Source organism: Streptomyces sp. NPDC043685 (genome assembly GCF_056436585.1).
In genome coordinates this window covers 112072-135111 of record NZ_JBWKCH010000001.1, presented here as the reverse complement: position 1 = coordinate 135111, position 23040 = coordinate 112072, and the positions used below count along the sequence as shown (strand labels likewise).

Below are 23040 nucleotides of genomic sequence, written 5' to 3'. Positions count from 1 at the left end.
GTGCGCTCCCGTCACTCCGGCATCTCGCGCCCGAATTGTCACGGCCTGGCCGGGTGTTGACGTCGACCGGGACGGCGAGCCGCTCATGATCGAGGCACCGGCTCTTCGCCCGCTGCCCCGACTCGCGCACGAGGCCGGTCACCGCGACGGGCGGCTCCAAACCGGCTCTCCGCACGGGAGCGGAAGGCCGCACGGGAGCGGAAGGCCGCTCTGCGGCAGATCGGCGGACCGGCGGACCGGCGGACGCGGTGTACGCACGCCGGGCCGCCGGCATCGCGGCGCCGAACGCCTGATCAGGCCTTCGGGGCCACCTTGCTCAGGCCGTTGATGATGCGGTCCATCGCGTCGCCGCCCGTGGGGTCCGTGAGGTTCGCCAGGAGCTTCAGGGTGAACTTCATCAGCATCGGGTGCGTGAGCCCGCGCTGGGCGGCGATCTGCATGACCTTCGGGTTGCCGATGAGCTTCACGAAGGCGCGGCCCAGCGTGTAGTAGCCGCCGTAGGTGTCCTTGAGGACGCGCGGGTAGCGCTGGAGCGCCAGTTCGCGGCTCGCGGGCGTCGGCCGGGCGTGCGCCTGGACGATGACGTCGGCGGCGATCTGGCCGGACTCCATGGCGTAGGCGATGCCTTCGCCGTTGAAGGGGTTCACCAGGCCACCGGCGTCGCCGACGAGCAGCAGGCCCTTGGTGTAGTGGGGCTGGCGGTTGAAGGCCATGGGGAGCGCGGCGCCGCGGATCGGGCCGGTCATGTTGTCGGGGGTGTAGCCCCAGTCCTCCGGCATGGACGCGCACCAGGCCTTCAGGACCTCGCGCCAGTCCAGCTCCTTGAAGGACTCGGAGGTGTTGAGGACGCCGAGGCCGACGTTGGACGTGCCGTCGCCCATGCCGAAGATCCAGCCGTAGCCCGGGAGCAGACGGTCCTCGGCGCCGCGGCGGTCCCACAGCTCCAGCCAGGACTCCAGGTAGTCGTCCTCGTGGCGCGGGCTGGTGAAGTAGGTGCGCACCGCCACGCCCATCGGGCGGTCCTCGCGGCGGTGCAGGCCCATCGCGAGGGACAGCCGGGTGGAGTTGCCGTCGGCGGCGACGACCAGCGGCGCGTGGAAGGTGACCTCGCGCTTGTCCTCGCCGAGCTTGGCGTGCACGCCCGTGATGCGGCCCGTGCGGTCGTCGACGATCGGGGCGCCCACGTTGCACCGCTCGAACAGCCGGGCACCGGCCTTCTGGGCCTGCCGGGCGAGCTGCTCGTCGAAGTCGTCGCGCTTGCGGACGAGCCCGTAGCCGGGGAAGGAGGCGAGATCCGGCCAGTCCAGCTGGAGCCGCACCCCGCCGCCGATGATGCGCAGGCCCTTGTTGCGCAGCCAGCCGGCCTCTTCCGAGATGTCGATGCCCATGGCCACCAGCTGCTTGACGGCACGCGGGGTGAGGCCGTCGCCGCAGACCTTCTCGCGCGGGAACTCGGTCTTCTCCAGCAGGAGGACGTCGAGTCCGGCCTTGGCGAGGTGGTAGGCGGTGGTGGAGCCGGCCGGCCCCGCGCCCACGACGATCACATCGGCGGTGTTCTCGGAGAGGGGCTCGGTCACGACGGTCACGGCGGGATCTCCCCAAGTTCGTCAATCTTGCGTGCCGACCGGCACTGGACATGGGCAGTCTATGCAGCGGCATCGATCACCCGGCTGAAGGGCTGCCTCCATGAACCGAGCTCTCCCCGCCGTGCGGCTCCGCGTCCCCACCCACGAGGACGCCGTCGCCTGGCACCGGATCTTCGACGACCCGGACGTCATGGAGTTCCAGGGCGGCAGGGCCGCCGAACTCTCGGTCTACGAGGAGCTCACCGCCCGCCAGCGCCGGCACGACGCCGAGCTCGGCTTCTGCCTGTGGACGGTGCTCGACGAGGCGGGCCGGGTCATCGGGTTCACGGGCGCCCAGCCGTGGGAGCGGACCTGGGGCCCGACGGGCGAGATCGAGATCGGCTGGCGGCTGGGCCGGGAGCACTGGGGCAGGGGCTACGTCACCGCGGCCGCGCGGCAGACGCTGGAGCGGATGCGGGCCTGTGGCGTGCCGGGCGTCGTCGCCCTGGTCGACGCCCGCAACAGCCGGTCCATCGCGGTGACCCGGCGCCTGGGCATGCGGCTCGCCGAGACCTTCACGACACCGGCCTCGCAGCGGACGGGCCACTGCTACCGGCTCGACCTCCAGGGCGTCGACGCGCCGTAGCCGACGGTCACACGCAGGCACCCACGTGGGCCTCAGCTCTCCTTGAAGCCCCGGTGCAGCGCGACGATCCCGCCGCTCAGGTTGCGCCAGGCCACCCGCGACCAGCCGGCCTTGCCCAGCCGCTCGGCCAGGGCGGGCTGGTCGGGCCAGGCGCGGATGGACTCGGCGAGGTAGACGTAGGCGTCGGGGTTGGAGGACACGGCCCGGGCCACCGGCGGCAGGGCACGCATCAGGTACTCGGTGTAGACCGTGCGGAACGGCGCCCACGTGGGGTGCGAGAACTCGCAGATCACGATCCGTCCGCCGGGCCGGGTCACCCGGTGCATCTCGCGCAGCGCCGCGTCCGTGTCCTGCACGTTGCGCAGCCCGAAGGAGATGGTGACGGCGTCGAAGCTGTCGTCCTTGAAGGGGAGCCTGGTGGCGTCGCCCGCGGTGTAGGGCAGCCAGGGACGGCGCTGCTTGCCGACCTGGAGCATGCCCTGCGAGAAGTCGCACGGGACGACGTAGGCGCCGGTCTGCGCGAAGGGCAGCGAGGAGGTGCCCGTGCCAGCCGCCAGGTCGAGGATCTTCTGCGCGGGGCGCGCGTCGACCGCCTTGGCCACCTCCTTGCGCCACCGCCGGTCCTGGCCGAGGGACAGCACGTCGTTGGTCAGGTCGTACCGTTCCGCCACGTCGTCGAACATCGAGGCGACTTCGTGCGGCTGCTTGTCCAGGGATGCGCGGGTCACGGGCCCATTCTTGCAGCACCCCCGCCGGGAAGGAGCCGCGGCTTCCTGCGTGCCGCCACGACCTCCACCCAGCCGCACACCAGCACGAACACCGCGATCAGCACCCAGCCCACGCCGAACATGAACCCGTGGCTGTCCAGCGGCAGGTATGCCTCGAACTGCCGGACGAGCCGTAGGGCGGCGACCGGTGCGAGGGAGGCAGCGCGGGGCGCCGGAGGGAGCGCGCCATGAGCGTGCCGGCCAGCCCGAACATCACCCCCATGGAGGGGAAGACCATCCCGGCCCAGGCCCCCGCCGGCGTGACGATCCGGAAGAGCACCACCAGCGGCATGCCGACCCGTCCGAAGCGTCCCGAAGTCCCCCTGCCGGTGAGGGACTTGTGCTCGCGGGCTGACCCGCCCGGGGGTCAGCGGGCCCGGTACACCAGCCGGCCCGCCAGTACGGTCGCCACGCAGGTGGCCGCGCCGCGCTCCCGCAGGGCCCTCTCGTCGGGTACGTCGAAGACGGCCAGGTCGGCCCGGCCGCCGACGGTCATCGGGCCGTGGACCGTGCCGGGCAGGTCGTACCCCTCGGCGAACGGGTCGAGGTCGGGCCGCTCACCGAGCAGCACCCCGGGAGCGTTCGTCGTCCCCACGACGGTCAGCCCGGACCGGGCGACGGCCGTGGCCACCAGCGGATCGCGGAAACGGGCCCCGGGCGAGGCGACCGCGGTCGTGCCGTGGCGCAGCATCCGCTGCACCCCGCGCCGTACGCTGCCCGACCAGCGGGACTCGCCGAGGTCACCCAGGACGGCCAACCGCTCGCCCCACAGAGGCTGTTCGCCCAGCTCGTCGGCCTCGCGCGGGTCGGGGTGGTAGCACTGGCGCAGCAGCCACAGCGGGTGCCACTGGCGCAGCCCCGGGGTGAGCACGCCGGGCCAGCGCCGCACCCGCGCGCCCGGCGCGTCGTCGACGGCCTCCTCAAACGGCACGACGGCGGTGATCCGGTCGCCGTCCACCACGACGGCGCCGTCCACCACGGGGTCCGCGCCCGCCGGCAGGACCAGCGGGGCGGTGTGAATCGTCAGCACGGTCGGGTCAGTTGGGCGCCAGCAGCTTCAGCTCGGGGTGAGCCGTGCCGCCCTCGATGGCCGTCGAGGAGATGTGCGAGACCACGCGGTCGTCGACCGGGTCGTTCGCCGGGTCGTCGTGGACGACGAGGTGCTCGTAGGTGGTCGCGCGCTGGGCGGGCACCCGGCCCGCCTTCCGGATCAGATCGATGATCTCCATCCGGTTGGACCGGTGCTTGGCACCGGCCGACGACACCACGTTCTCCTCCAGCATGATCGAGCCGAGGTCGTCGGCGCCGTAGTGCAAGGAGAGCTGCCCGACCTCCTTGCCCGTGGTCAGCCACGAGCCCTGGATGTGGGCGATGTTGTCCATGAACAGCCGGGCGATGGCGATCATCCGCAGGTACTCGAAGAGCGTCGCCTGCGTGCGGCCCTTCAGGTGGTTGTTCTCGGGCTGGTAGGTGTACGGGATGAAGGCCCGGAAGCCGCCCGTGCGGTCCTGGACGTCCCGGATCATGCGCAGGTGCTCGATGCGCTCGGCGTTGGTCTCGCCGGTGCCCATGAGCATGGTGGAGGTGGACTCCACACCCAGGTTGTGCGCGATCTCCATGATCTCCAGCCAGCGCTCGCCGGACTCCTTCAGCGGGGCGATGGCCTTGCGGGGCCGCTCGGGCAGCAGCTCGGCACCGGCCCCGGCGAAGGAGTCCAGACCGGCGGCGTGGATGCGCTGGATGGCCTCCTCGACGGACACCTTGGAGATCCGGGCCATGTGCTCGACCTCGGACGCCCCCAGGCTGTGGATGACCAGTTGCGGGAATTCCTTCTTGATCGCCGCGAAGTGCTTCTCGTAGTACTCCACGCCGTAGTCCGGGTGGTGGCCGCCCTGGAACATGATCTGGGTGCCGCCGAGTTCGACGGTCTCCGCGCAGCGGCGCAGGATGTCGTCCAGGTCACGCGTCCAGCCCTTGGCGGTGTCCTTGGGAGCGGCGTAGAACGCGCAGAACCGGCACGCCGTCACGCAGACGTTCGTGTAGTTGATGTTGCGCTCGATGATGTACGTCGCGATGTGCTCGGTCCCGGCGTACCGGCGCCGGCGCACGGCGTCGGCGGCGGCGCCCAGCGCGTGCAGCGGGGCGTCCCGGTACAGCACGAGCGCCTCGTCCGGGGTGATCCGCCCACCGGCGGCTGCACGGTCGAGGATGGGCTGAAGGTCGGCCTTCTCGGTCACCGGGCGTCCCTTTCGTAAGGGTTGTGGACGGACCAGCCCAGCGTACGCCAGGGGTTCGGGGGGCCGGACGTCAGGCCGTGCGGGCGGGGTCGTGGGGCGCCGGGGCGGACAGGCGCTGCGGAGAGCGCCGCCGGGCCAGCCACAGCACGAGCGCCGCGTAGAGCAGGTCGGTGACCACGGCCGTGAGGGCGAGCGACCAGGGCGCGTCGGCGGCGGTCTCGTCCGACGACAGTCCGTCGACGATCGCGGCGGAGACGCCGAAGGCCAGCAGGTTGTTCAGGACGTGCAGGGCGATCGCCGCTTCCAGTCCCCCGGTGCGGATCGTGAGCAGCCCCATCACCAGGCCGTTCACCAGCAGTCCGAGGAAGCCCCAGCGGGTGCCCCAGCCGTGGGCCGCGGCGAACAGCACGGCCTGCGGGATCACCGCGAGCCACGGCGAGCGCACGAAGGCGCCGACCGCCTGGGTCAGCCAGCCCCGGAAGACGTACTCCTCGGCCGCGGCCTGCAACGGGACGAAAACGGCCAGCACGGCCAGGGCCGTCAGGAAGGAGCGCCAGCCGACCCAGGTCTCGGACTCGCCCGAGCCGTCCGGCCGGAAGAAGGACGTCACCGTGAGCAGCGCGATGGGCGCCAGCCCGGCCAGCAGACACCACCCCAGCCAGCCGAACCGCAGCCGTCCGGCGACCGACGAGACGGTTCCGGCCCGCCGTCTCGCCGGCCACAGGGTGGCCAGCAGCACCAGGGGCAGGGCTGCCGCGATGGCCACCAGATCCATCGCGGTGTTCCCGGCCGGCCCTAAGTCGGGGCCGCCGTCGGGCAGTTCCGGCACGCCTAGCGCCGTTCCGAGGCCATAGGTGACGGCCAGCAGTACGAGCACGGCGACGACGTAGGCGACGCTCAGCAGCAGGGTCCCGGCCAACGGCCGCCACCAGCGGTGACGTCCTGTGGCGCGGTCCAGGCGGTGGTAGGGGTGACCGGTGGCGTCGGGCGGTGGGGCCGCGGGGTACGGCGAGGGGGCGGCGGGGTACATGGGGATGTTTGTCATGATCACAAGGATGCCGGGCCCCGGGTCAGGCCGTGCAGGAACCCACCACAAGCCCCAGGAACGCCCCCGCGATCAGGAACGGGCCGAAGGGGATGGCCGTCTTGCGGGTGGCCCGGCGGGCGATCATCAGGGCGACGCCGTACAGCGCGCCCAGCAGGAAGCCGGCGAAGGTGCCGAGCATGACCGTCGGCCAGCCGTACCAGCCGAGGACCGCGCCGGTGCCGAGGGCGAGTTTGACGTCGCCGAAGCCCATGCCGGCGGGGTTGATGAGGAACAGCACGAAGTAGCCGGCACCCAGCGCGAGGGAGCCGAGCAGGGCGGTCGTCCAGACGCCCGCGTGTTCGGGGACGAGGGCGGTGAGGCCGAGCAGGGCGAGTGCGGCGGCGGCGAAGGGGAGGGTGAGGGGGTCGGGCAGGCGCCGTACGCGGAGGTCGACCACCGTGAGCAGGACGCCGACCGGGGCGAGCAGCAGCCAGACCCCGAGCTCGGGGCGGGTGCCGGTCGCGGCGGCCAGGGCGGCGCAGACCAGGGCGGTGGCGATCATCAGGGGGGCCGCACGCGGCCCGAACCCGGGCTCCGCGCACCGCGCGCACGCCGCCCGTCCCAGCCAGCCCCGCACGGCGTGCCCGCCGGGGCACTCCTTACGCCAGGCCTCCCCCGAGGGGGCGGAGAACCGGTAGGCCGCGCGCGGCAGCAGCGCTCCCGCCGCCGCGCCCCACAGCGCGGCGGCGAGGACCAGCACCCCGGTGTTCATCCGGCCGCGGCGATCGCGTCGCGCCAGGACGGCAGCAGCTCGTCGAGCAGCGCCTCGGTACGCGGCGCCAGCCCGCGCGCACCACCGCGGGTGACGAGGTCGGCGGCCAGGGCGCGCAGGCGGTCCTCGTCACCGGTGGCGTGCGTTGCGCGCAGCATCTCGTGCCACAGGCGCTCGTCGGCCGGCGCGGTGCGCAGGGCCGCGTTCAGCGCCTCGATGGCCTTCTCCGCGCGGTCCTTCTCCATGTGGAACGCGCACAGCGCGAGCCCGGTGTCCGCGACGAGCAGCGGCAGCTGGGCGTCGACGATCTCGTGGGTGAGCCACCGGTAGCGCCCCTCGGGCCGGTCGGCGAGCAGCGGCCCGCGCACCAGCACCAGCGCGTCGGTGAGCAGCCGCCCGCGCACGGCCCGGCTGCCGACGCCCCTGCCCTGCGTGGCCTCGTGGTAGAGGGAGCGCAGCACGTCCAGGTCGGAGACGACCGTCTTGGCGAGCGTCAGCCGGCCCGAACCGTCGGTGGCCAGGCGGGGCGTGCCGTCGGGGTCGGTGCCGAGCCAGTCGCGCAGCCGGTCCAGCAGCGCGTTGCGGACGTCGTCGGTGACACCGCGCGGCCACAGCGCGGAGGACAGCACCCGCGGGTGCACGCCCTCGCGGTGCAGGAGCAGCAGGGCGAGCGCCTCGTGCAGCAGCGCGCTGCGCTCCCCGTCCGGCTCCTCCAGGCCGATGATCTCGTACGGCCCGACAAGCCGGGCGTACACGGCCGGCCGCCCCTGCTCGCTGATGTCGACGAGGAACGGCGGGGCGGTCGTCGGCCCGTCGGGCCCCCGCTCCGGGTCGGCCTCCACGAACAGCTCGACCACGGCTCGCTGCTGGGCCACGGGAAGCGACTGCGCGTCGAGTTCGAGCCCGAGGAGCGGCGCGAGCAGCTTGCCCTCGCCGGTGATCTCCATCTCCCAGGCGGCGCCCGGCAGATCGCCCGTCTCGGTGCCGACGAGGTAGCCGATGCCGAGCCGGCTCGCGTCGGAGGCCAGTTCGGCGAGCTTGACGGCGTCCTCGGCGGACGGCTGCGCGGCGAGCAGGACCAGGTGCGGGGCCCAGCGGGTGTGCTGGGCGGGCCCGGTGCGCCCGGTCAGGACGGAGTCGTGCCCGGCGGCGCCCAGCGCTCCGCGCCGCTGCCGCGTCTCGGCCTCCATGGTCTCGACGAGCGCCTCGACGTCCTCGAGGTGCCGGATGCGGTTGGGGGCGAGCGGGGTGAGGTCCTCGCCGAAGCCGACGAGCGTGATGGTCATGCGGTCGGACCAGCCGTTGGTCGCCAACTCGGCGGCGACGGAGGCGAAGACGGCGGCCCGGTCGGCCTCGCGTCCGCTCAGCGACACGATGCCGGGCACGGCCTCCAGGTTGAGCAGCAGCCGCGAGTCGTCCATGGTGCCGAGGCTGACCAGGCCCGGGTAGGGGGCGGCCGTGTCGACGTCCTCGTAGCGCTCGGCGTCGGCGCGGGACAGCATCCAGAACGTCTGGTCCTGTCCCTGCTGCCAGGGGGCCGGGGGCTTACCGGCGGGCTGGGCGAGCTGGAGGTGCAGGTCGCCGTTGCTGAGCCAGGCCGCGTACACGACCGGCAGGGCCCGCGACTCCTCGGCGAGACAGGCGGCGAGACCGCGCAGGGACCGGTCGAGCAGCCGTACGCCCTCGGGGTCGGCGCCGACGAGCAGCGCGTCCTGGACGTCCTGCGCGTCCCCGGTCGGCGTGGGCGGCTCCATGCCGCGCCGTCCGCCGAGGGAGCCGAACGCCGACTGCCACAGCGCCTGCCGGCGGCGCCGGCCCAGGGCGCCGAGGAGACCGGCGGCGAGGAGGGGCGCGGTGAGGAGGGCCTCGGGCAGGCCGAAGGCGCTGTCGGACTCGGCGCCGACGGCGGTCGCCTGCCGGTGTCCGGCGTCGTGGGCGGGCCGCTGCTGCTCGGGGACGGACACCTGGGTGGCACCGCCGCCCCCCGCCTGGTCGCCGCCGCCCTGGGCGCCGCCTCCGCCCTGGGCGTGGTCGCCGGTCCGCGCGTAGTCGCTGATCTGCTGCTGCACCTCGGGCGACACGTCGGGCGCCTCATGGGGCATCTCGACGAGATCGCCGCCGCGGGCGTCGCCGGGCATCTCCATGATCCAGCCGGGCCGGATGAGACTGGCCTCGGAGAGCTTGGACCCGTCCGGCTGCACCCGGTCCTTGTTGAGCTCGAAGATCTCCTTGTACCGGCGCCCGTCACCGAGATGCCGTTGGGCTATCTCCCACAGGGAGTCGTGGTGACGGCCCTCAGGCGGCTGGATCCGGTAGAACTTCGTGTCGCCCTGCCGGGCGGTGCCGCCACCGGCGTCCGCGTGGGCGGCGGCGTGCGAGGCCTGCTCGGCGAGGGCCGCGGCGGCACCGGAGGCCTGCTCCTGCTGCTGGGCGAAGAGGCCCGGGGTGGCCTGGGCTGCCGCGGCGGCCGGCTTGTGGTGGGCGTCGTAGCTCTGCCCGAGCTGCGACAGACCGGGCGCGAAGCTGGCGGCGGTCGCGCCGACGAGCAGCAGCGCGGCGACGAGCTGGCGCGCCAGCAACTGGCTCGGACCGGCACCGGGCACCCGCCCCGGCACGCCGACGCCCGACAGCGCGGCCTTCATCTCCACGAGCACGCACGCCGTGAACTGGGCCCATGCCAGCCACACGACGACGGTGAGGATGTTCAGGAACGTGTGGACCGTGATCTCCTGCTGGAGCCAGTCCAGGCTCGGCACCCCGTTCGGCAGCGGCCACCCGATCTGCGTGGCCAGCGCGCCCGGCACGCCGACGAGCAGCACGGCCAGGGCGACGAAGGCGAGGAACGCCTTGACGAAGTCCCCGAACGACCGCCGCCGGATCCTCACCGGTTGCGGCGTCCGGTTCCTGGGGGCACCCGTGGTCCCCGCCGGTCCCGTTCTTCCCGTCGTTCCCGGTGTACTTCCCGTCGAGCTTGACGAGCTTGAGGTGCGGCGTCGCGGCATGGCGGGTGTCCTGGGGTCGTGTGTGAAGTGGGTGAGGCCGAGCTGTGGAGTGAGGAGTGTGCTGAGCCTACAGAGATCTTATGGACTGTCCCCGGGGTCGTCGAAGGGCGGATCGACACATCCCCGCGGACGTCCGATTCACCCCCGACGTCACGGGTGTTCACCCTTGAGCCGGACGCCCGGGAGCAGCGTCTTCGCAAGTGCCACGCAGGCCTCTCACGATCCCCACGCAACCCACCACTGGCCCTCGAAGCACCCCGGCCCACCCCTGATAGCTTCGTTCCCTGTTGCGTACACCGAAACTCACGGGGAGATCAACTGTGGCCCGCCGCGCACTGACCACCGCTGCCGCAGCGTTCGCCGCGACGGCGGCACTGCTTCTGACCGCATGCGGCGGGGGCGGTGACGCGTCGTCGGACGACATCAAGGGCGCGGGCGACAGCTCCCCCGGCCCGGCGGCGTCGAAGTCGTCCACGGCACCCGGCGTCAAGCGCCCGGTCATCAAGCTCCCCGACAGCTTCCGGCTGACGTTCGAGAACTGGACGAGCAGCGATCCGGTGGAGCAGGCGGTGCTCGATGACGGCAAGGAGCAGCTCCGGGCCGGGTACGAGGCGATCATCGAGAACGACCCCGACAGCAAGGACCGCGCCTTCTACGACACCAAGAACGGCTTCCTGCAGAGTCAGCAGTGGATCAGGTCCTACACGGACAAGAACCTGACGGTCATCGGGACGTTGCCCGTGTTCGATCCCAAGGTCACCCTCTCCAAGGACAAGGCGGCGGCCTCCCTCTCCTACTGCACCGACGAGAGCAAGGCCTCCACGAGGAACCGCAAGACCGGCGAGGTCAAGGGCAACCCGGCGGGCACGGACCCCGAGGTCTTCTACATGATCTCCATGGGCAAGAGCCCCCAGGGTGTGTGGCAGGCAGTGTCGGCCCGCTCGGAGCGGGGTGGCTGCCCCAAGTGAGGCCCTCACACGCCTTGCGGCCCCTCACGGTCCTCTCGCTCACCGGAATCCTCCTCGCCCCCGTCCCCGCCGTCGCTCTCGGCGGCGAGGGCAGTTACGGAGGCGGGGCCAAGAACGACGAGATATCCGCGTCCGCCTCCCACTCCCGCATCAAGGTCACCCAGAAGAGCGGCCCCACCGGCGGCAAAGAGGGCACCGTCGCCTCGACGGATCTCAACTGGAAGCCGCCGCCGTGCTGGTACGAGCCGGTCTTCACCCCTGAGCAGCTGAAGGACTTCTCGGAGAACGACGGCAGCGGCGACGCCGGTCTGCGCGACGGCTGGTACGGATCGAAGCTGTGGACCGACCACTTCAGGGACGAGAAGGACGCCACCACCATCTTCACGAAGCCGGCGACCGTGAAGGGGTACAAGGACTACAACCTCGGCAAGAAGGGCTACTTCTGGCGCGGGGTCGCACCGAAGGTGACCGAGCTCGACGACACGACCCTGTGCAGCCGGCTGATGTTCTGGCAGGACGCGGGCGAGATCCCCGACGTGCCGAACGCCCCCACCCCGGAGATCCTCGCCGACTACGCCTACGACAAGGTCAAGGTGCCCGAGACCGAGGTCGAGTTGAAGCCGGCGGTCAAGTCGACGGTGAACCTGCCGACCTGGGTCTGGCTGGACAAGGGCACCTTCAAGGACGTCGAGGTCCGCGCGGAGCTCCCCGGTACGGGCCTGTGGGCGGAGACCACCGCCAAGCCGGTCGCCCTGCACCTGGACCCGGGGACCGAGGACGCCGAGGTCTTCCCCTCCTCAGGCGACTGCGAGATCGGCGACGACGGCTCGATCGGCACCCCGTACACCGAGGGGTCCGCCGACAAGACCCCACCGTGCGGCATCCGCTACCTCCGCGCGACCGACGGCACCCCCTACCGGCTCTCCGCCAGCGTCACCTGGAAGATCACCTGGCAGGGCTCCGACGGCACCGGCGGCGACCTGCCCGACGGCACCTTCGAGACGACCCAGGACATGAACGTCCAGGAGATCCAGTCGATCAACCGCTGACCGGCACGGGGGACCCGACCCGGCGAAAGAACAGGCCGGGGTACGGTTCTGCCGAGATCAGGGTGTCCGATGCCAAGGGGGCTGCCGCATGGGCAAAGGCAAGAGCGACCTCGCGCTTCCGCTCACCGAGTTGGAGAGCTACGGGCGTCGGCTGCGGTCCCTCAAGACCCGCCTGAATCACACCAGGAAGCTCTTCGAGTCGTACAAGGACGACATCGGCGACGGCTCCGTCAATGACGCGCTCGACGATTTCGAGTCCAACTGGGAAGACGGACGTGAGGACATCACACAGCAGTTGGACGCGCTGGCGAGCATGTCCGATGCGGTGGTGCGCGAGTTCAAGAAGCTGGACGACGAACTCGCCAAGAAGGTGAACGACGCCGTGAAGACCGAGGACAAACGGGGCGTTAAAAGCGGTAAGGGCGGTCAGGGCGGTACGGGTCGCGAATGAGTCCCGCCAGAGATAAGCGAAAGGCCCCGGGTCCGTGGACCCGGGGCCTTTTCCGCGCTTGGGTCAGGAAGCGACGGCCGCGTTGAGGTGCAGGTCCGCCGCGATGCCCTGCGGCGAGACGGCGAGGCCCACGCCGCCGCCCACGCCGGCGGTGAGGCCGGCGGCCGTGGTCTCGACGTAGAGGCCGGCTGCGGCACCGGCACCCGCGGCGACACCGCCCGCCTGGCCGCCGGCGACGGTGTCCAGCTCGGCGTCGGACATCTGGGCGGTCTGGATCTGCGGGGTGAAGGCCATGGGGGGCGGTTCCCTTCGTTCAATGATGCGAAGTGCTCGAGCGCGATTGATCAAAGCACGCCGGAAGAAGGAGCGGCCAGTCAGTGCCCGGTCCGTGGAAAGGGGTGTGCGCGAAATTCGGGGCGCGTATTCACGGGTGTGACCGATCGGTCACACCGGTCCCCCTGGTCTTCACTCCTTCTGCCACTTCGCGGTACGGAAATGCGTTCCGCGGGGCGGCACATGGGCCCCTCTCGGTTTCCGGCCCTCTCCGTCCCGACCTCACGGTGAACGGTGTGCAGATTCGCCGGAGGTTCCGCTCCGGCTCAGCCGACCTCGTTCTGCGCCACCGCCTGGCCGTGGACCACCACGTCACCGCCGTAGAACATGCCCGTGAAGACCGGGGAGTAGGTGAGCTGCACCTCGACCTCGACCTGCTCCGCGTTCGCCGCCACGCAGTGGGTCGCGCCGATGTCCGCGCCCGTCATGTCCATCTCGCGGGCGAAGGCCTTCACGCGGGCATCGCAGTTCTCGAAGTTGATCGGCGCCGGGCCGCCCTCGTTCTCGTACAGGGCCTCTTTGTCGATGTCCTGGGCCGCGTAACGAGCCGCCTGTTCGGCGATGTCGGCGGCGCGTTCCCGCTTGGAGATGGACAGGCCGCCGTCGATCACGAACGCGGAGAGGGAGAGGAAGACGAGCGCGAAGATGATGACCGCGCCGGCGCCGGAGCCGCGGTCGTCCAGGCGCGCGCCCCGGGCCGCCCACCACGACCGCCGGAAGGACCGCAGACGTCTCACACCGACCTCCGGAACGGATCGAGCGGGGAGCTGAAGCTCGACGACAGGGTCGTCGGGACGTCCAGGCCGAGCATGGCGAGGCCCCGCACCTGGCAGCTCACCTCGACCGTGAAGATGGTGTCCGGTTCGAAGCCCTGGCTGGTCTGCGTGACGGACACCGGGCCCGAGCACACGTCCGCGAGGTCCGCCTCGGCGGCCTTCTTCGCCTCGGCCATGGCCGTCGCGTGGTCCTTCTGGATCGAGCCTGCGCGGGCCGCGTCCCGGGCCGCGCCGTCGAGCGCTCCGCGGCCGTCCACGAGCTGGCCGAACGCCACCAGGACCAGGATGAACAGGATCATCACCGGCGCGAGGATCACGACCTCGACGGTGGACAGACCGCTGTCGTCCGCGGACCGACGGCCCCCGGGGAGAGAAGGGACGGACATTCAGTTCCCCTCGTCCTGCACGAACCGCTCCACCGGCCCGACCGACTGCGCGTGCACCGTCAGGTCAAGGCCGGGGAACACCGTCGGCACCCTCGCCGCGATCTCCACCCCCACCGTGTTCTGCTCCGGCTGCACCATCGTCACGTCCGGGGAGAGGACCAGTTGGGGACCGAGCTGGCGGATGTAGCTGTCCACGACGTCCCGTGCCTCGCCCCGCCACGCGCCCGGTTGCTCGTCGGCCGTGGCACGTGCCTTGCGGGCTCCGGCCTGGGCCGCCGCCTGGGCGACGTGGTCCGCGAAGAAGTACAGGGCGAACTGCACGGTCGCGAAGATCATGAAGAAGAGGACGGGGGTGAGCAGCACGAACTCGATCGCGGTCATGCCTGAGTCGCCGCGGGTGGCCGCCCGTTCCCGTGCGGCCCGCACCCAGCGGCGTGCCCGTCTGCTGACGTCTGCCGGCATCCCCGTGAACCCCGTTGCTCTGATGCTCCTGATGGTCCTCGGGCGATCAGCAGGTCTTGCCCGCGTCCGCGCCCTTGATGCAGTCGCCGACCTTGTTGGCGCCCTCGCTCAGCGCGGCGTTGATGATGGCGGCCACGACACCGACGATCGCCACGACGACCGCGGAGATGATGACCCACTCGACCGCGGAGGCACCGCGGTCCAGCTCGCCGGAGCGGACCCGCTCGGTGCGGGCCTGGAGGAAGGTGACGAGGAAGTCCACGGCCGGGATGCCGGTGTGGAAGGTGCGTCCGTTCATGACGTCTTGTCCTTTCGAAATCGGTTCACGGAGTTCTGGAGTTGTGAAGGTCGCTCACCGCGAGCTCACCGCGAGGCTCATGCACGGCTCACTGCACCTGGAACACCCGCATCGCCGCCGGAAAGATCAGGAACACCAGGAACCCGGCGCACAGCAGCAGCTGTGCCACGAGCATCGACTGGGACTTCTCGCCCGCGCTGCCCTCGATCTCGGCGAGTTCACGGTGCCGCATGGTCTCGGCGCGGGAGGCGAGGGACTCGCGGACCTTGGCACCGTCGTCCGCGACCAGGGCCAGGGAGGCGGAGAGGTCCTTCAGCTCCTCGACTCCGATCTCCTCGCCGAGGGCGCCGAGCGCCTGCCACTGACTGACGCCGGTGATGCGGGCGTCGGACAGGGCGTTGCGGATGCGCTGGTTGGCCCAGCCGTCGGAGATCTCGGCCGCGGCCATCAGCGCCTCGGGCAGACCGCGTCCGCCGGCGAGGCTCATCGACACCAGGTCGAGGTAGGCGCCGATCACCCGCCGCAGGTCGCGCCGCTTCTCGGCGGCGTCCCGCCGTACCTCCAGGTCGGGCAGGAAGAAGAAGACCACCGCGAAGAGCAGGGCCAGCCAGACCGGGATGATCGGGCTCCTGCCGAAGCCCAGGGTGTAGACGATGGCGAACAGGAACGGACCGAAGAACAGCCCGGCCACGCCCAGCAGCACCTTCGTCGCCAGGAACTTCTCCCAGCTGCGGTCCAGCACCGCGAGGTCCGCGCGCAGCGAGCGCTGCTCCCAGCCCTGCTGGAGGTAGAACTCCGAGACGCGCAGGCCGACTTCGGCCCGCAGCGCGCCCATGCGCCCCTTTTCCCGCTCGACCCGGGCCGACTCGTAGGCCGAGCCGCGGGCCCGCATCGCGTCGATCCGCGCGACCTGTGAGATCGCGCTGCGCTTGCCGGGCATGAGGGCGCGGACGAGGGCGTAGAGGCCGAGGCCGAGGACGGCGCCGACGACGAGCGGCATCGTGAGGTCCATCAGCGAGCCCCCTCTTCCTGCGGCAGCCGCTGCGGGGACTGCGCGTGCGACGGCGTCCTCGGGCGGACGAACTGGACGGAGGCCTCGTCACGGACCAGGAAGCGCTCGGGCGTCTCGATGGTGGACAGCTTGCGCAGCCACCAGAAGCCGAGCGCGAACAGGCCGCAGACACAGGCCAGGACGAGCTGGCCCACGGCTGTTCCGTACGGCGCCACGAAGTCGCGGTTGAAGATGGACAGGCCGGGGACGAACGCGACAGAGACCGCGACGACGATCTGCACGGACCTGCGGGTCGAGGCGCGCTGGGCCATGACCCGCTGGCGCATGTCGACCTCCTCGCGGGCCGACTTGGCCAGGGCGCCGAGGACCTGGCGCAGACCCGGGCCGCGCAGGCGGGCGTTGAGGATGAGAGCCGCCACGATGATGTCGGCGGAGGCGTCGTCGATCTCGTCGGCGAGTTGCTGGAGCGCCTCCGGCAGCGGGGTGCGGGCGCGCAGCCGGTCGACGAGGGCGTCGAGATGGGGGCGCAGGACGGGGGCCGCCGCGCGGGCGGAGGCCGGGATGGCCTGCTCCAGGCCCACCGCACCGGCGATGGTGTCGCGCAGCGACTCCGTCCAGGAGGCCAGGGCCTCCACGCGGCGCATGGCGGCCCGCTCCTCGCCGGCGCCGCCGAACAGGCGGTCCCAGAAGAAGACGAGGACACCGGCGGCCAGGCCCGCGACGGCCCAGCGGGTGAGGACCAGGACGACCAGGCCGACGATGGCGGCGAGCGAGCCGCGCCGGCCGGCGAAGCGGATGAGTTCGCTCGCCCGCTCGGCGGCCTTCTGCTTCTCGTGGTCGGGCTTGGCCGGCAGCCCGCGTACGGCGACGACGAGGAGGGCCAGTCCGCCGCCGACGGCGACGCCGCTCCCGATCGAGTACAGGACGGTGGTGGAGAACAGGCCGCCCATGGAGCCGAGCGAGCCGACAGCCGCGAGAGTCGTGTTCATCGCCGGCTCACCCCCAGGTCCCGGACGGCCGGTAGCCGTGTGCCATCAGTTCCTCCAGGCAGGCTATGGGGGCGTGCGGCACGACCCGGCCGTCGGCAGCCTCCGCGAACACCTCGCTGGACAGCACGCGTCCGTCGACGCCGTTGACCTCGCGCACGGAGGTGACCATGCGCTGGAGGCGGCCGCCGTTGCCGTAGTTGTTGCGCCGCTGGATGAAGACGACGAAGTTGACCGCGCCCGCGATCAGCATCTGGCTGGCCTCGATGGGCAGCCGTTCCGTGGCCTGCAGCGCGTAGGTGGAAATACGGTTGAAGACCTCGTGCGAGCTGTTGGCGTGGATCGTGGACAGCGAGCCGTCGTTGCCCTGCGACATGGCGTTGAGCATGGTGACGATCTCGTCGCCGAGGACCTCGCCGACGATGACCCGGGAGGGGTTCATACGCAGCGAGCGCCGCACCAGTTCCGCCATCGAGATGGAGCCCTGGCCCTCGGAGTTGGGCAGGCGCTCCTCGAAGGCGACGACGTTGGGGTGCAGGTCGGGGAAGGTGTCGAGGCCGAGCTCCAGGGCCCGTTCGACGGTGATGAGACGCTCGTGCGGCGGGATCTCGTTGGCGAGGGCGCGCAGGAGCGTGGTCTTTCCGGCGTTGGTCGCACCGGCGATCATGATGTTCTTGCGGGCACGGACCGCGCAGGCCATGAAGTGGGCGACCTCGGGCGTCAGCGTGCCGTTGCCGACGAGGTCGGAGATGAACACCTTGCCCATGCGGGCCCGGCGGATGGACAGCGCGGGGCGCCGGGTGACGTCCATGACGGCCGACAGACGCGAACCGTCGGGCAGGCGCAGGTCGAGCTGCGGGTTGGCGGAGTCGAAGGGGCGCGAGGACAGCCCCGAGTACGCGCCGAGCACCTGGATGAGCTCGATGAGCTCCTCGTCGGTCTCGGCGACCGGGTCGCCCTGCGTCTCACGGCCGTCGGCGTATCCGATGAACACCTGGTCGCAGCCGTTGATGTCGATGTTCTCGACCTCGGGGTCGTCCAGCAGCGGCTGGAGCCGGCCGACGCCGAACAGCGCGGCGTGCACGGCGGCCGCGTACTGCTCCTCGGTCTCGGCGTCCAGCGGCGTACGGCCCGCGTTGATCTCGGCGCGGGCGTACTCCTCCAGGATCTGGGCTATGACGGCACGGGCGTACTGCCGTTCGTCCTCCGTGGACATCGGGGTGACGCCCGCGACCTGGTCCTGGCGGCGCTGCTCAGCGATGCGGTCGCCGGCGTCCTGGCGGAACCGCTTGACCAACCCGTGGTCGACAGCGGTCATGCGCCGGCCCCCGCGTGGCCCTGCGTCCGGCCCGGGGCGTGCGGGGCGTGGGGGGCCTGGGGCACCTGGTCGGCCCGGGCGGAGGCGGCCCAGGCGGCGCCGTACTGCTGGTAGAGGTCGGCGGCGACCTTGCGGGCCGAGCGGATCAGCAGCGACTTGTCGAGACGGCCGCGCTTGCGGCCGGCCAGCTGGTCGGCGCCGGCCGGGTCGTCGGCGATGGTGCCGACCACGCGGGCGCCGGTCTGGGCGTGCACCAGCATGTCGTTGACCTGCGAGGCGAGCTTGCCGGCCGTGCCGGTGTCGGCGATCAGGACGACACCGATCATCGGAGTGCCGAGGCTCGCGGCGCCGCGCGCTCCGCCGTGCAGCTTCCCGGCGAGGGCGGCGGCGCGGTCGCGGACACGGGCGATGGCCTCCGGCTCGGTGCGCGAGATGAGCAGCACGAGCGCGGCGTGCGGGAACAGTTCGACGACCGGGGTGTCCCCGCTGATGCGTCCGCAGTCGGCGATGACGTCGGCGGCGGCGTGCGGGGAGTCGGCGAGGGAGCTGAAGGCGTGCCCCAGGGTCGGCCACAACCCGGCGAGCCCCGCGGCCTGTTCGGCGATCCCGAGCCCGACGAGGACCTCGAGCCCCCCGCTCAGCGGCTGTACGTGGTCCCAGAGCTGGTCGGGCACGAGGCCGCGGCGGGCGGTCGCGGCGATGGAGAGCATGCCGGTGTTGGGGTTGAGCGGTCCGCCGTGCGCCGCGGCACTGCGGTAGACGAGGTCACCGCCCGCCGGGTCCGCCTCGGCGAGCAGGACACGCCGCGGCCAGACCGCCGCGAGGGCGACGGCCGCGGTGGTGACGCCGGGGGAACCCTTGTCGGCGGCGAGAGCGATGAGCGCCATGGGGTGGGTGTCGCCTTCTAGTTGCCGGGGACGTGCACGACGGCGACCTGGTTCGCGGCCGCCGCCGAGGCGAGCGCGGCCGCGTCGGCCTGGTCGACGAGAAGGGTGAGCGAGAGGTTGCCCGTGCTCACGGTGGCGTCGTCGTCCGCGGCGACGGCGCTCACCCGCGCGTCGTCGACGAGCGCGCCGCCGGAGGAGGCGTTGCCGGAGGAGCCGCTGCCGGAACCGCTGTTGCCCTCGGAGTTGCCCGAACCGGAGCCGCTGGAGCTGACGCGGTAGGCGGAGACGATGTCACCGGCCTTGATGTCCGTGGGGTACGTGCCCTCCTTGAGGGCGAGACCGACGGCGGCCTTGCCGGGGGGGAGATCGGCCTTCTTGGCGAACATCTCGCCGACGGCGAGAGTCCCGGCGTAGAGCGTGGACTTGGCCTTGTAGGACTTGATGGCGTCGAGCTGCGACCACTCGACGTAGTGGATGCTGTCATCCTTGGCGACCATCACGGAGGTCACGTCACTGTCGGTGAGAGACTCCCCGGCCTGGATCTCCTTCGTCACCTTGACGACCTCGATCCGGTTGCCCACCTGCAGCACGAGCATCGTCACACCCAGCGCGCCCACGAGGATCAGCAGCACGGCGAGTGCGGCCAGTGCCGGTTTGCGCTCGCGAGGCGGAGTGGGAAGCCGGTCGCCGACCGACGGCTGAGCCGGAACGGCAGCACGACCCGCGCCCGCCCCCGTACGCTCTTGGATCTTCACGCAACCGCTCCCCGTACACCCAAGAAGATGTCTGTCATGTGCCGTCAAATTCGGACACTTCACCCGCGGCGGCCCGCATCGAGAAGTGCGGGACGGCTCGGACGTACCCGCCCGACCTGGGCGAATAGCCAGCACTGGGGGTGAGTGTCAAGCCATCGCACCGTATCAGCCGCACATAAGCCCCTCAAGGCGCGCCCGGCCCCACGGGTCGCGGGGCACGACCCGTTATCCATCTGCAACGCCGACACCGCACAACCCGTCGGCGACCAGCCCCACATGAGGCCCCCGCCTGTGCGCCAGCGAATCGCCATCGGGCCCAACGGCCGTGGAGGACCGTGGGGTTCGTCACCTATCGGCCATCAGGCCTGCACGATTCACTCACGAAGCGGCGGGTGGGACCGCATGGTGAACATGCCTCTCAAGGGTGACGGCCGCAGTGGGAGCGACCGCGTCCCGTCCCCATCTCCCCCTCAAGCAACGCCCATCCTTCTGCCAGCACCGGTCACACGCCGTACACCTCTGCCTAAGATCACGAGCACCCCGCCCCACCGGAACCGCCGGGAACGCAACGTGAGTGATCTGCGGCTCGAGGACACCGTCTTCGAGGACCTGAAACGCACCTTCTCGACGGTCTCCGACCGCATGGACGGCGCCCGGCGGACGTTGCGCGGCACGGACGGATCGGTCGTGGGGGCGCCCCGGCTGGTCGAGGACGTGCACGACTTCGCCGACGACTGGGCCTACGGCATCAAGCGGCTCGGGAAGCACACCCAGAACGCCGTCAAGATGATCAACAAGATCGGCGAGACCTTCGACCGGCTCGACCTGGAGGCGGTGAAGGAGCTGGACGGCCCGGAGGCATCCGCGTCGCAGTCGTCCGGGTCACCCGCATCCGAGTCGCCATCCGCGAACGGCAGCGGCACCGCGGGGTGGTGGCTCTGGACGCTCATCGCCGTGCCCGCCCTGTCCCTGGCCGCGCTCGCGACCCGCGCCGCCCTGCTCCGTTCCCGGCGGCCCTCCCCGACCGTCCCGCAGCTGGTCTTCGCCACGGCCCGCGCGGCCGACGAGGCGCAGGTGCGGCGCCGTGCGGAGTCGGAGCTCCTGGCGCTGGGCGAGACGACCCAGGCCGCCGACGCGGCACCGACTCCGGGCCTCCAACAGGCCCTCGACGCATACGCCGCGGCCGGCAAGGTCCTCGACGAGGCCAGAGGCCTGCCGGACCTGGCGGGCGCCCTGGCCCTGGCGCAGGAGGGCCGCGACGCGCTGACCGGCTCTGCCGGCCTCCCCCTCTGCTTCTTCAACCCCCTGCACGGCCGCGTCGACCTCCGCACCGACTGGCGCCCGCTCGGCCGCCGCGACCGACTGGACGTGGCGGTGTGCCAGACATGCGCGGACGCGCTGCGCGAGCACCGCGCCCCGCAGGTGCTCACCGACAAGGACGAGGACGGCCGCACGGTGCCCTACTTCGAGGTCCCGTCCGGTCGGAGCGCGTGGCGGCGAGCGGGTACGGCTCGCTGATGTCACCGCTGGACGGCTTGGACTCCCAACGGTTGAGTACCAGTTGATCAGCGCGCGGCTGGTCCTCACCGAATGCGACGCCTACCACCGCCAGGTACGGGCGGAGCGACGAGTCTCAGGCTGATGGACTTCGCCCGCAGCGGGTCGGAGTCACGGAAATCCCACCGGTACCGTCATTGCGCATACCGAACCTCTGTCCCCCGGGGAGTCACTGTGAAGCGCCGCCCATTGCCCGTTGCTGCCGCACTCGCGGTAACGGCAGCCCTCCTGTTGACGGCCTGTGGTAGCGGGGACGAAGAGCCCGGCATCGGCCAGGGGACACAGACACCGAAGCAGTCGACGTCAGCCTCGGGAGCATCGGCAGGGGACAAGCCTGACGGCGTGCACGTGTCCCTGCCCAGCGACGTGAACCTGGTCTTCGACTGGGACAAGCCGAAGGACAAGAACGAAGCGGCGGCGATGGATGACGCCGCGAACTACCTCCGCGCCATCTATCGAGGCGTTGCCAAGCGCACCACCAAAGACGCGGCCGTGACGGCCTACTCCACTGGTGATGGGCTCCACTACGCGCAGGTGCAGATCAATGAGTGGATCAAGGGCGGCTGGACCGCCACCGGAACCCTGCGCCACTACCATGGCACCACACGCTCCGCCACGAATGGCACGTCGGTGGAGGTGGCGTTCTGCGCGGACTCGGGCCAGTTCTACGGCAGAGAAATCAAGACCAGGAAAATCCTTAAGACGGAGCCCAGCAGTGCGGACTTCGACTACTTCAAACTCATCATGGTCAAGCTCCCCACCGCCGATGGTCTATGGCAGGCGTCCAAGGTGTACGTCGAGACCAAGGCGGCGAGGTGCCGGTGAATGGGTCTCGGCGTGCCGCCCTCTGGCCAGCCCCACACGCTCCAAATCGCCCCAGTCCTCACGGATTTCCCTGACTGCTCGGCCCTAACCGCACGGCCGCCTCAGAGACGATCTCCACCGGTTGTCCGGTTCACGGCCTGCGCTTCCTTGACCGTCACGTCCTGCTCGAAGGTGGACAAACCGTCGGGCAGACCCGGCTGCCGCGGTGGGCCGTCCGGATCAGCCGAGTCAGTCCAGGTCACTCGCCAGGTGATGGACGCCTTAAAGGGGTAGGTGCCGCTGCCGGAGGAACGCCGATAGGTGACGTTGCAGCCGGCGCCCTCGCTGTCGGCTGTGTAGCCGTCCTTGCCCTTGACCAGGTCGTACGTGCAGGTCTGCGGATCTGCATCGGCTGTACCGGCCTCGACCTTGAGCGCCACAGGGGTGGCAACGGTGGTCGCCGCGAGTTGGACGCCCTTGTAGTCGAGGCTGGCGGTCGTCCACACGCGGTCGAGATCGCCCTTGAACGCGACTCGTGCACCGAGGTTCACAAGCAGCCGGTCCGCACGCGGCTGCAACTCCACCGGAGGGGTGGGCAACTTGGTCGAGTTGAAAGCCAGTTCAGAGAGGATCTCGGGCGTCACCTTGTTCGGGTCCGGCTGCGGATCGGCTGGCGGAACCCAGATCTCCCAGTTGTCCGTGGTGACGGGGCAGGCCTCGGTGTAGGTGTCATCACGGAACTGAACCTGCCACCACAGTCCGTCATCGCCCTTGTGGTACTTCTGCGCTTCCCGCTCCTTGGCGTAATCGGCGGCAGGCTTCCCCGCCCCCGCGTACGCGGTCTTGATGAACTTCTCGTACTCCGTCGGCGTGTACATGGGCTCGTACCAGCACACGGGTGGCTTCCAGTTAGCGTCCGAGGAGGTGGCGGATGCGGCGGAGCCACTGGAAACGGGAGTGCTCTGGCTGATACGGATATGGG

24 protein-coding genes and 1 pseudogene are annotated in these 23040 nt (G+C 71.1%); 6 read left to right on the top strand and 19 right to left on the bottom strand.

Features of this window, described 5'->3' with window-relative positions; genetic code table 11:
• Positions 1-293 precede the first annotated feature (293 nt).
• Complete coding sequence (locus AC0665_RS00680; RefSeq protein WP_363120969.1) at positions 294-1586, bottom strand: geranylgeranyl reductase family protein; 1293 nt, start codon at positions 1584-1586, stop codon at positions 294-296.
• 100 nt (positions 1587-1686) lie between these two features.
• Here AC0665_RS00680 and AC0665_RS00675 point away from each other — a divergent pair, with 100 nt between their 5' ends.
• A complete protein-coding gene (locus AC0665_RS00675) occupies positions 1687-2211 on the top strand; it encodes a GNAT family N-acetyltransferase (protein WP_468635367.1) in 525 nt (174 codons plus the stop codon).
• A gap of 32 nt (positions 2212-2243) precedes the next feature.
• On the opposite strand, the gene AC0665_RS00670 is transcribed toward AC0665_RS00675, so the two are convergent.
• The 7 genes and pseudogenes from AC0665_RS00670 to AC0665_RS00640 form a co-directional block, all read right to left on the bottom strand.
• Complete coding sequence (locus AC0665_RS00670; protein ID WP_363120967.1) at positions 2244-2939, bottom strand: demethylmenaquinone methyltransferase; 696 nt, start codon at positions 2937-2939, stop codon at positions 2244-2246.
• Positions 2936-3106 (bottom strand): annotated as a pseudogene (locus tag AC0665_RS00665) (acyltransferase family protein); the annotation flags it as partial. The pseudogene AC0665_RS00665 and the gene AC0665_RS00670, both read right to left, overlap by 4 nt.
• Positions 3107-3345: 239 nt before the next feature.
• Positions 3346-4008 (bottom strand): hypothetical protein, encoded by a 663-nt coding sequence (locus AC0665_RS00660; protein ID WP_478704178.1) that lies wholly within the window; start codon positions 4006-4008, stop codon positions 3346-3348.
• 7 nt (positions 4009-4015) lie between these two features.
• Positions 4016-5215, bottom strand: coding sequence for a cyclic dehypoxanthinyl futalosine synthase (gene mqnC / locus AC0665_RS00655; protein ID WP_363120961.1), 1200 nt, complete (start codon positions 5213-5215; stop codon positions 4016-4018).
• Positions 5216-5285: 70 nt separating this feature from the next.
• Complete coding sequence (locus tag AC0665_RS00650; protein ID WP_478704177.1) at positions 5286-6260, bottom strand: lysostaphin resistance A-like protein; 975 nt, start codon at positions 6258-6260, stop codon at positions 5286-5288.
• 25 nt (positions 6261-6285) lie between these two features.
• On the bottom strand, positions 6286-7014 hold the full coding sequence (locus AC0665_RS00645; RefSeq protein ID WP_478704176.1) for a prepilin peptidase: 729 nt from the start codon (positions 7012-7014) through the stop codon (positions 6286-6288).
• Positions 7011-9899 (bottom strand): BTAD domain-containing putative transcriptional regulator, encoded by a 2889-nt coding sequence (locus AC0665_RS00640; RefSeq protein ID WP_478704175.1) that lies wholly within the window; start codon positions 9897-9899, stop codon positions 7011-7013. Before AC0665_RS00640 ends, AC0665_RS00645 begins: the two co-directional genes overlap by 4 nt.
• Before the next feature lie 437 nt (positions 9900-10336).
• Here AC0665_RS00640 and AC0665_RS00635 point away from each other — a divergent pair, with 437 nt between their 5' ends.
• The 3 genes from AC0665_RS00635 to AC0665_RS00625 all read left to right on the top strand — a co-directional run bounded on the left by AC0665_RS00635 (position 10337) and on the right by AC0665_RS00625 (position 12484).
• Positions 10337-10984 carry a hypothetical protein gene (locus AC0665_RS00635; protein WP_478704174.1) on the top strand — a complete coding sequence of 216 codons (648 nt, stop codon included), beginning with the start codon at positions 10337-10339 and terminating at the stop codon, positions 10982-10984.
• Positions 10981-12033: a hypothetical protein gene (locus tag AC0665_RS00630; RefSeq protein WP_478605335.1), complete on the top strand. Its 1053-nt coding sequence runs from the start codon at positions 10981-10983 to the stop codon at positions 12031-12033. The genes AC0665_RS00635 and AC0665_RS00630 overlap by 4 nt, the downstream gene beginning before the upstream one ends.
• Before the next feature lie 88 nt (positions 12034-12121).
• Complete coding sequence (locus AC0665_RS00625; protein WP_478605338.1) at positions 12122-12484, top strand: hypothetical protein; 363 nt, start codon at positions 12122-12124, stop codon at positions 12482-12484.
• Between the two features lie 63 nt (positions 12485-12547).
• On the opposite strand, the gene AC0665_RS00620 is transcribed toward AC0665_RS00625, so the two are convergent.
• From AC0665_RS00620 to AC0665_RS00575, 10 genes are all read right to left on the bottom strand, one after another.
• Entirely contained in the window at positions 12548-12778 is a 231-nt protein-coding gene (locus AC0665_RS00620; RefSeq protein WP_468406464.1) for a hypothetical protein, read from the bottom strand.
• Between the two features lie 305 nt (positions 12779-13083).
• Positions 13084-13545 carry a TadE/TadG family type IV pilus assembly protein gene (locus AC0665_RS00615; RefSeq protein WP_468407620.1) on the bottom strand — a complete coding sequence of 154 codons (462 nt, stop codon included), beginning with the start codon at positions 13543-13545 and terminating at the stop codon, positions 13084-13086.
• Between the two features lie 5 nt (positions 13546-13550).
• The gene (locus AC0665_RS00610) at positions 13551-13979 is read right to left on the bottom strand and encodes a TadE/TadG family type IV pilus assembly protein (protein WP_363120951.1); all 429 of its coding nucleotides are present in this window, start codon (positions 13977-13979) and stop codon (positions 13551-13553) included.
• The gene (locus AC0665_RS00605; protein WP_468406461.1) at positions 13980-14441 is read right to left on the bottom strand and encodes a TadE family protein; all 462 of its coding nucleotides are present in this window, start codon (positions 14439-14441) and stop codon (positions 13980-13982) included.
• Positions 14442-14487: 46 nt separating this feature from the next.
• Complete coding sequence (locus AC0665_RS00600; RefSeq protein WP_359152711.1) at positions 14488-14739, bottom strand: hypothetical protein; 252 nt, start codon at positions 14737-14739, stop codon at positions 14488-14490.
• A gap of 88 nt (positions 14740-14827) precedes the next feature.
• Positions 14828-15751, bottom strand: coding sequence for a type II secretion system F family protein (locus AC0665_RS00595; RefSeq protein WP_363120949.1), 924 nt, complete (start codon positions 15749-15751; stop codon positions 14828-14830).
• Complete coding sequence (locus AC0665_RS00590; protein WP_478704173.1) at positions 15751-16740, bottom strand: type II secretion system F family protein; 990 nt, start codon at positions 16738-16740, stop codon at positions 15751-15753. The genes AC0665_RS00595 and AC0665_RS00590 overlap by 1 nt, the downstream gene beginning before the upstream one ends.
• 7 nt (positions 16741-16747) lie before the next feature.
• Positions 16748-18055 (bottom strand): CpaF family protein, encoded by a 1308-nt coding sequence (locus tag AC0665_RS00585; protein ID WP_468635342.1) that lies wholly within the window; start codon positions 18053-18055, stop codon positions 16748-16750.
• Positions 18052-18942 (bottom strand): hypothetical protein, encoded by an 891-nt coding sequence (locus tag AC0665_RS00580; RefSeq protein WP_468635340.1) that lies wholly within the window; start codon positions 18940-18942, stop codon positions 18052-18054. Before AC0665_RS00580 ends, AC0665_RS00585 begins: the two co-directional genes overlap by 4 nt.
• 17 nt (positions 18943-18959) lie before the next feature.
• Positions 18960-19697 carry a hypothetical protein gene (locus AC0665_RS00575; protein ID WP_478704172.1) on the bottom strand — a complete coding sequence of 246 codons (738 nt, stop codon included), beginning with the start codon at positions 19695-19697 and terminating at the stop codon, positions 18960-18962.
• Positions 19698-20267: 570 nt separating this feature from the next.
• Here AC0665_RS00575 and AC0665_RS00570 point away from each other — a divergent pair.
• The gene (locus AC0665_RS00570) at positions 20268-21215 is read left to right on the top strand and encodes a hypothetical protein (RefSeq protein WP_478704171.1); all 948 of its coding nucleotides are present in this window, start codon (positions 20268-20270) and stop codon (positions 21213-21215) included.
• A gap of 213 nt (positions 21216-21428) precedes the next feature.
• The gene (locus AC0665_RS00565) at positions 21429-22079 is read left to right on the top strand and encodes a hypothetical protein (protein ID WP_478704170.1); all 651 of its coding nucleotides are present in this window, start codon (positions 21429-21431) and stop codon (positions 22077-22079) included.
• A 101-nt stretch (positions 22080-22180) separates the two neighbouring features.
• On the opposite strand, the gene AC0665_RS00560 is transcribed toward AC0665_RS00565, so the two are convergent.
• A complete protein-coding gene (locus AC0665_RS00560) occupies positions 22181-22936 on the bottom strand; it encodes a hypothetical protein (protein WP_478704169.1) in 756 nt (251 codons plus the stop codon).
• Positions 22937-23040 lie beyond the last annotated feature (104 nt).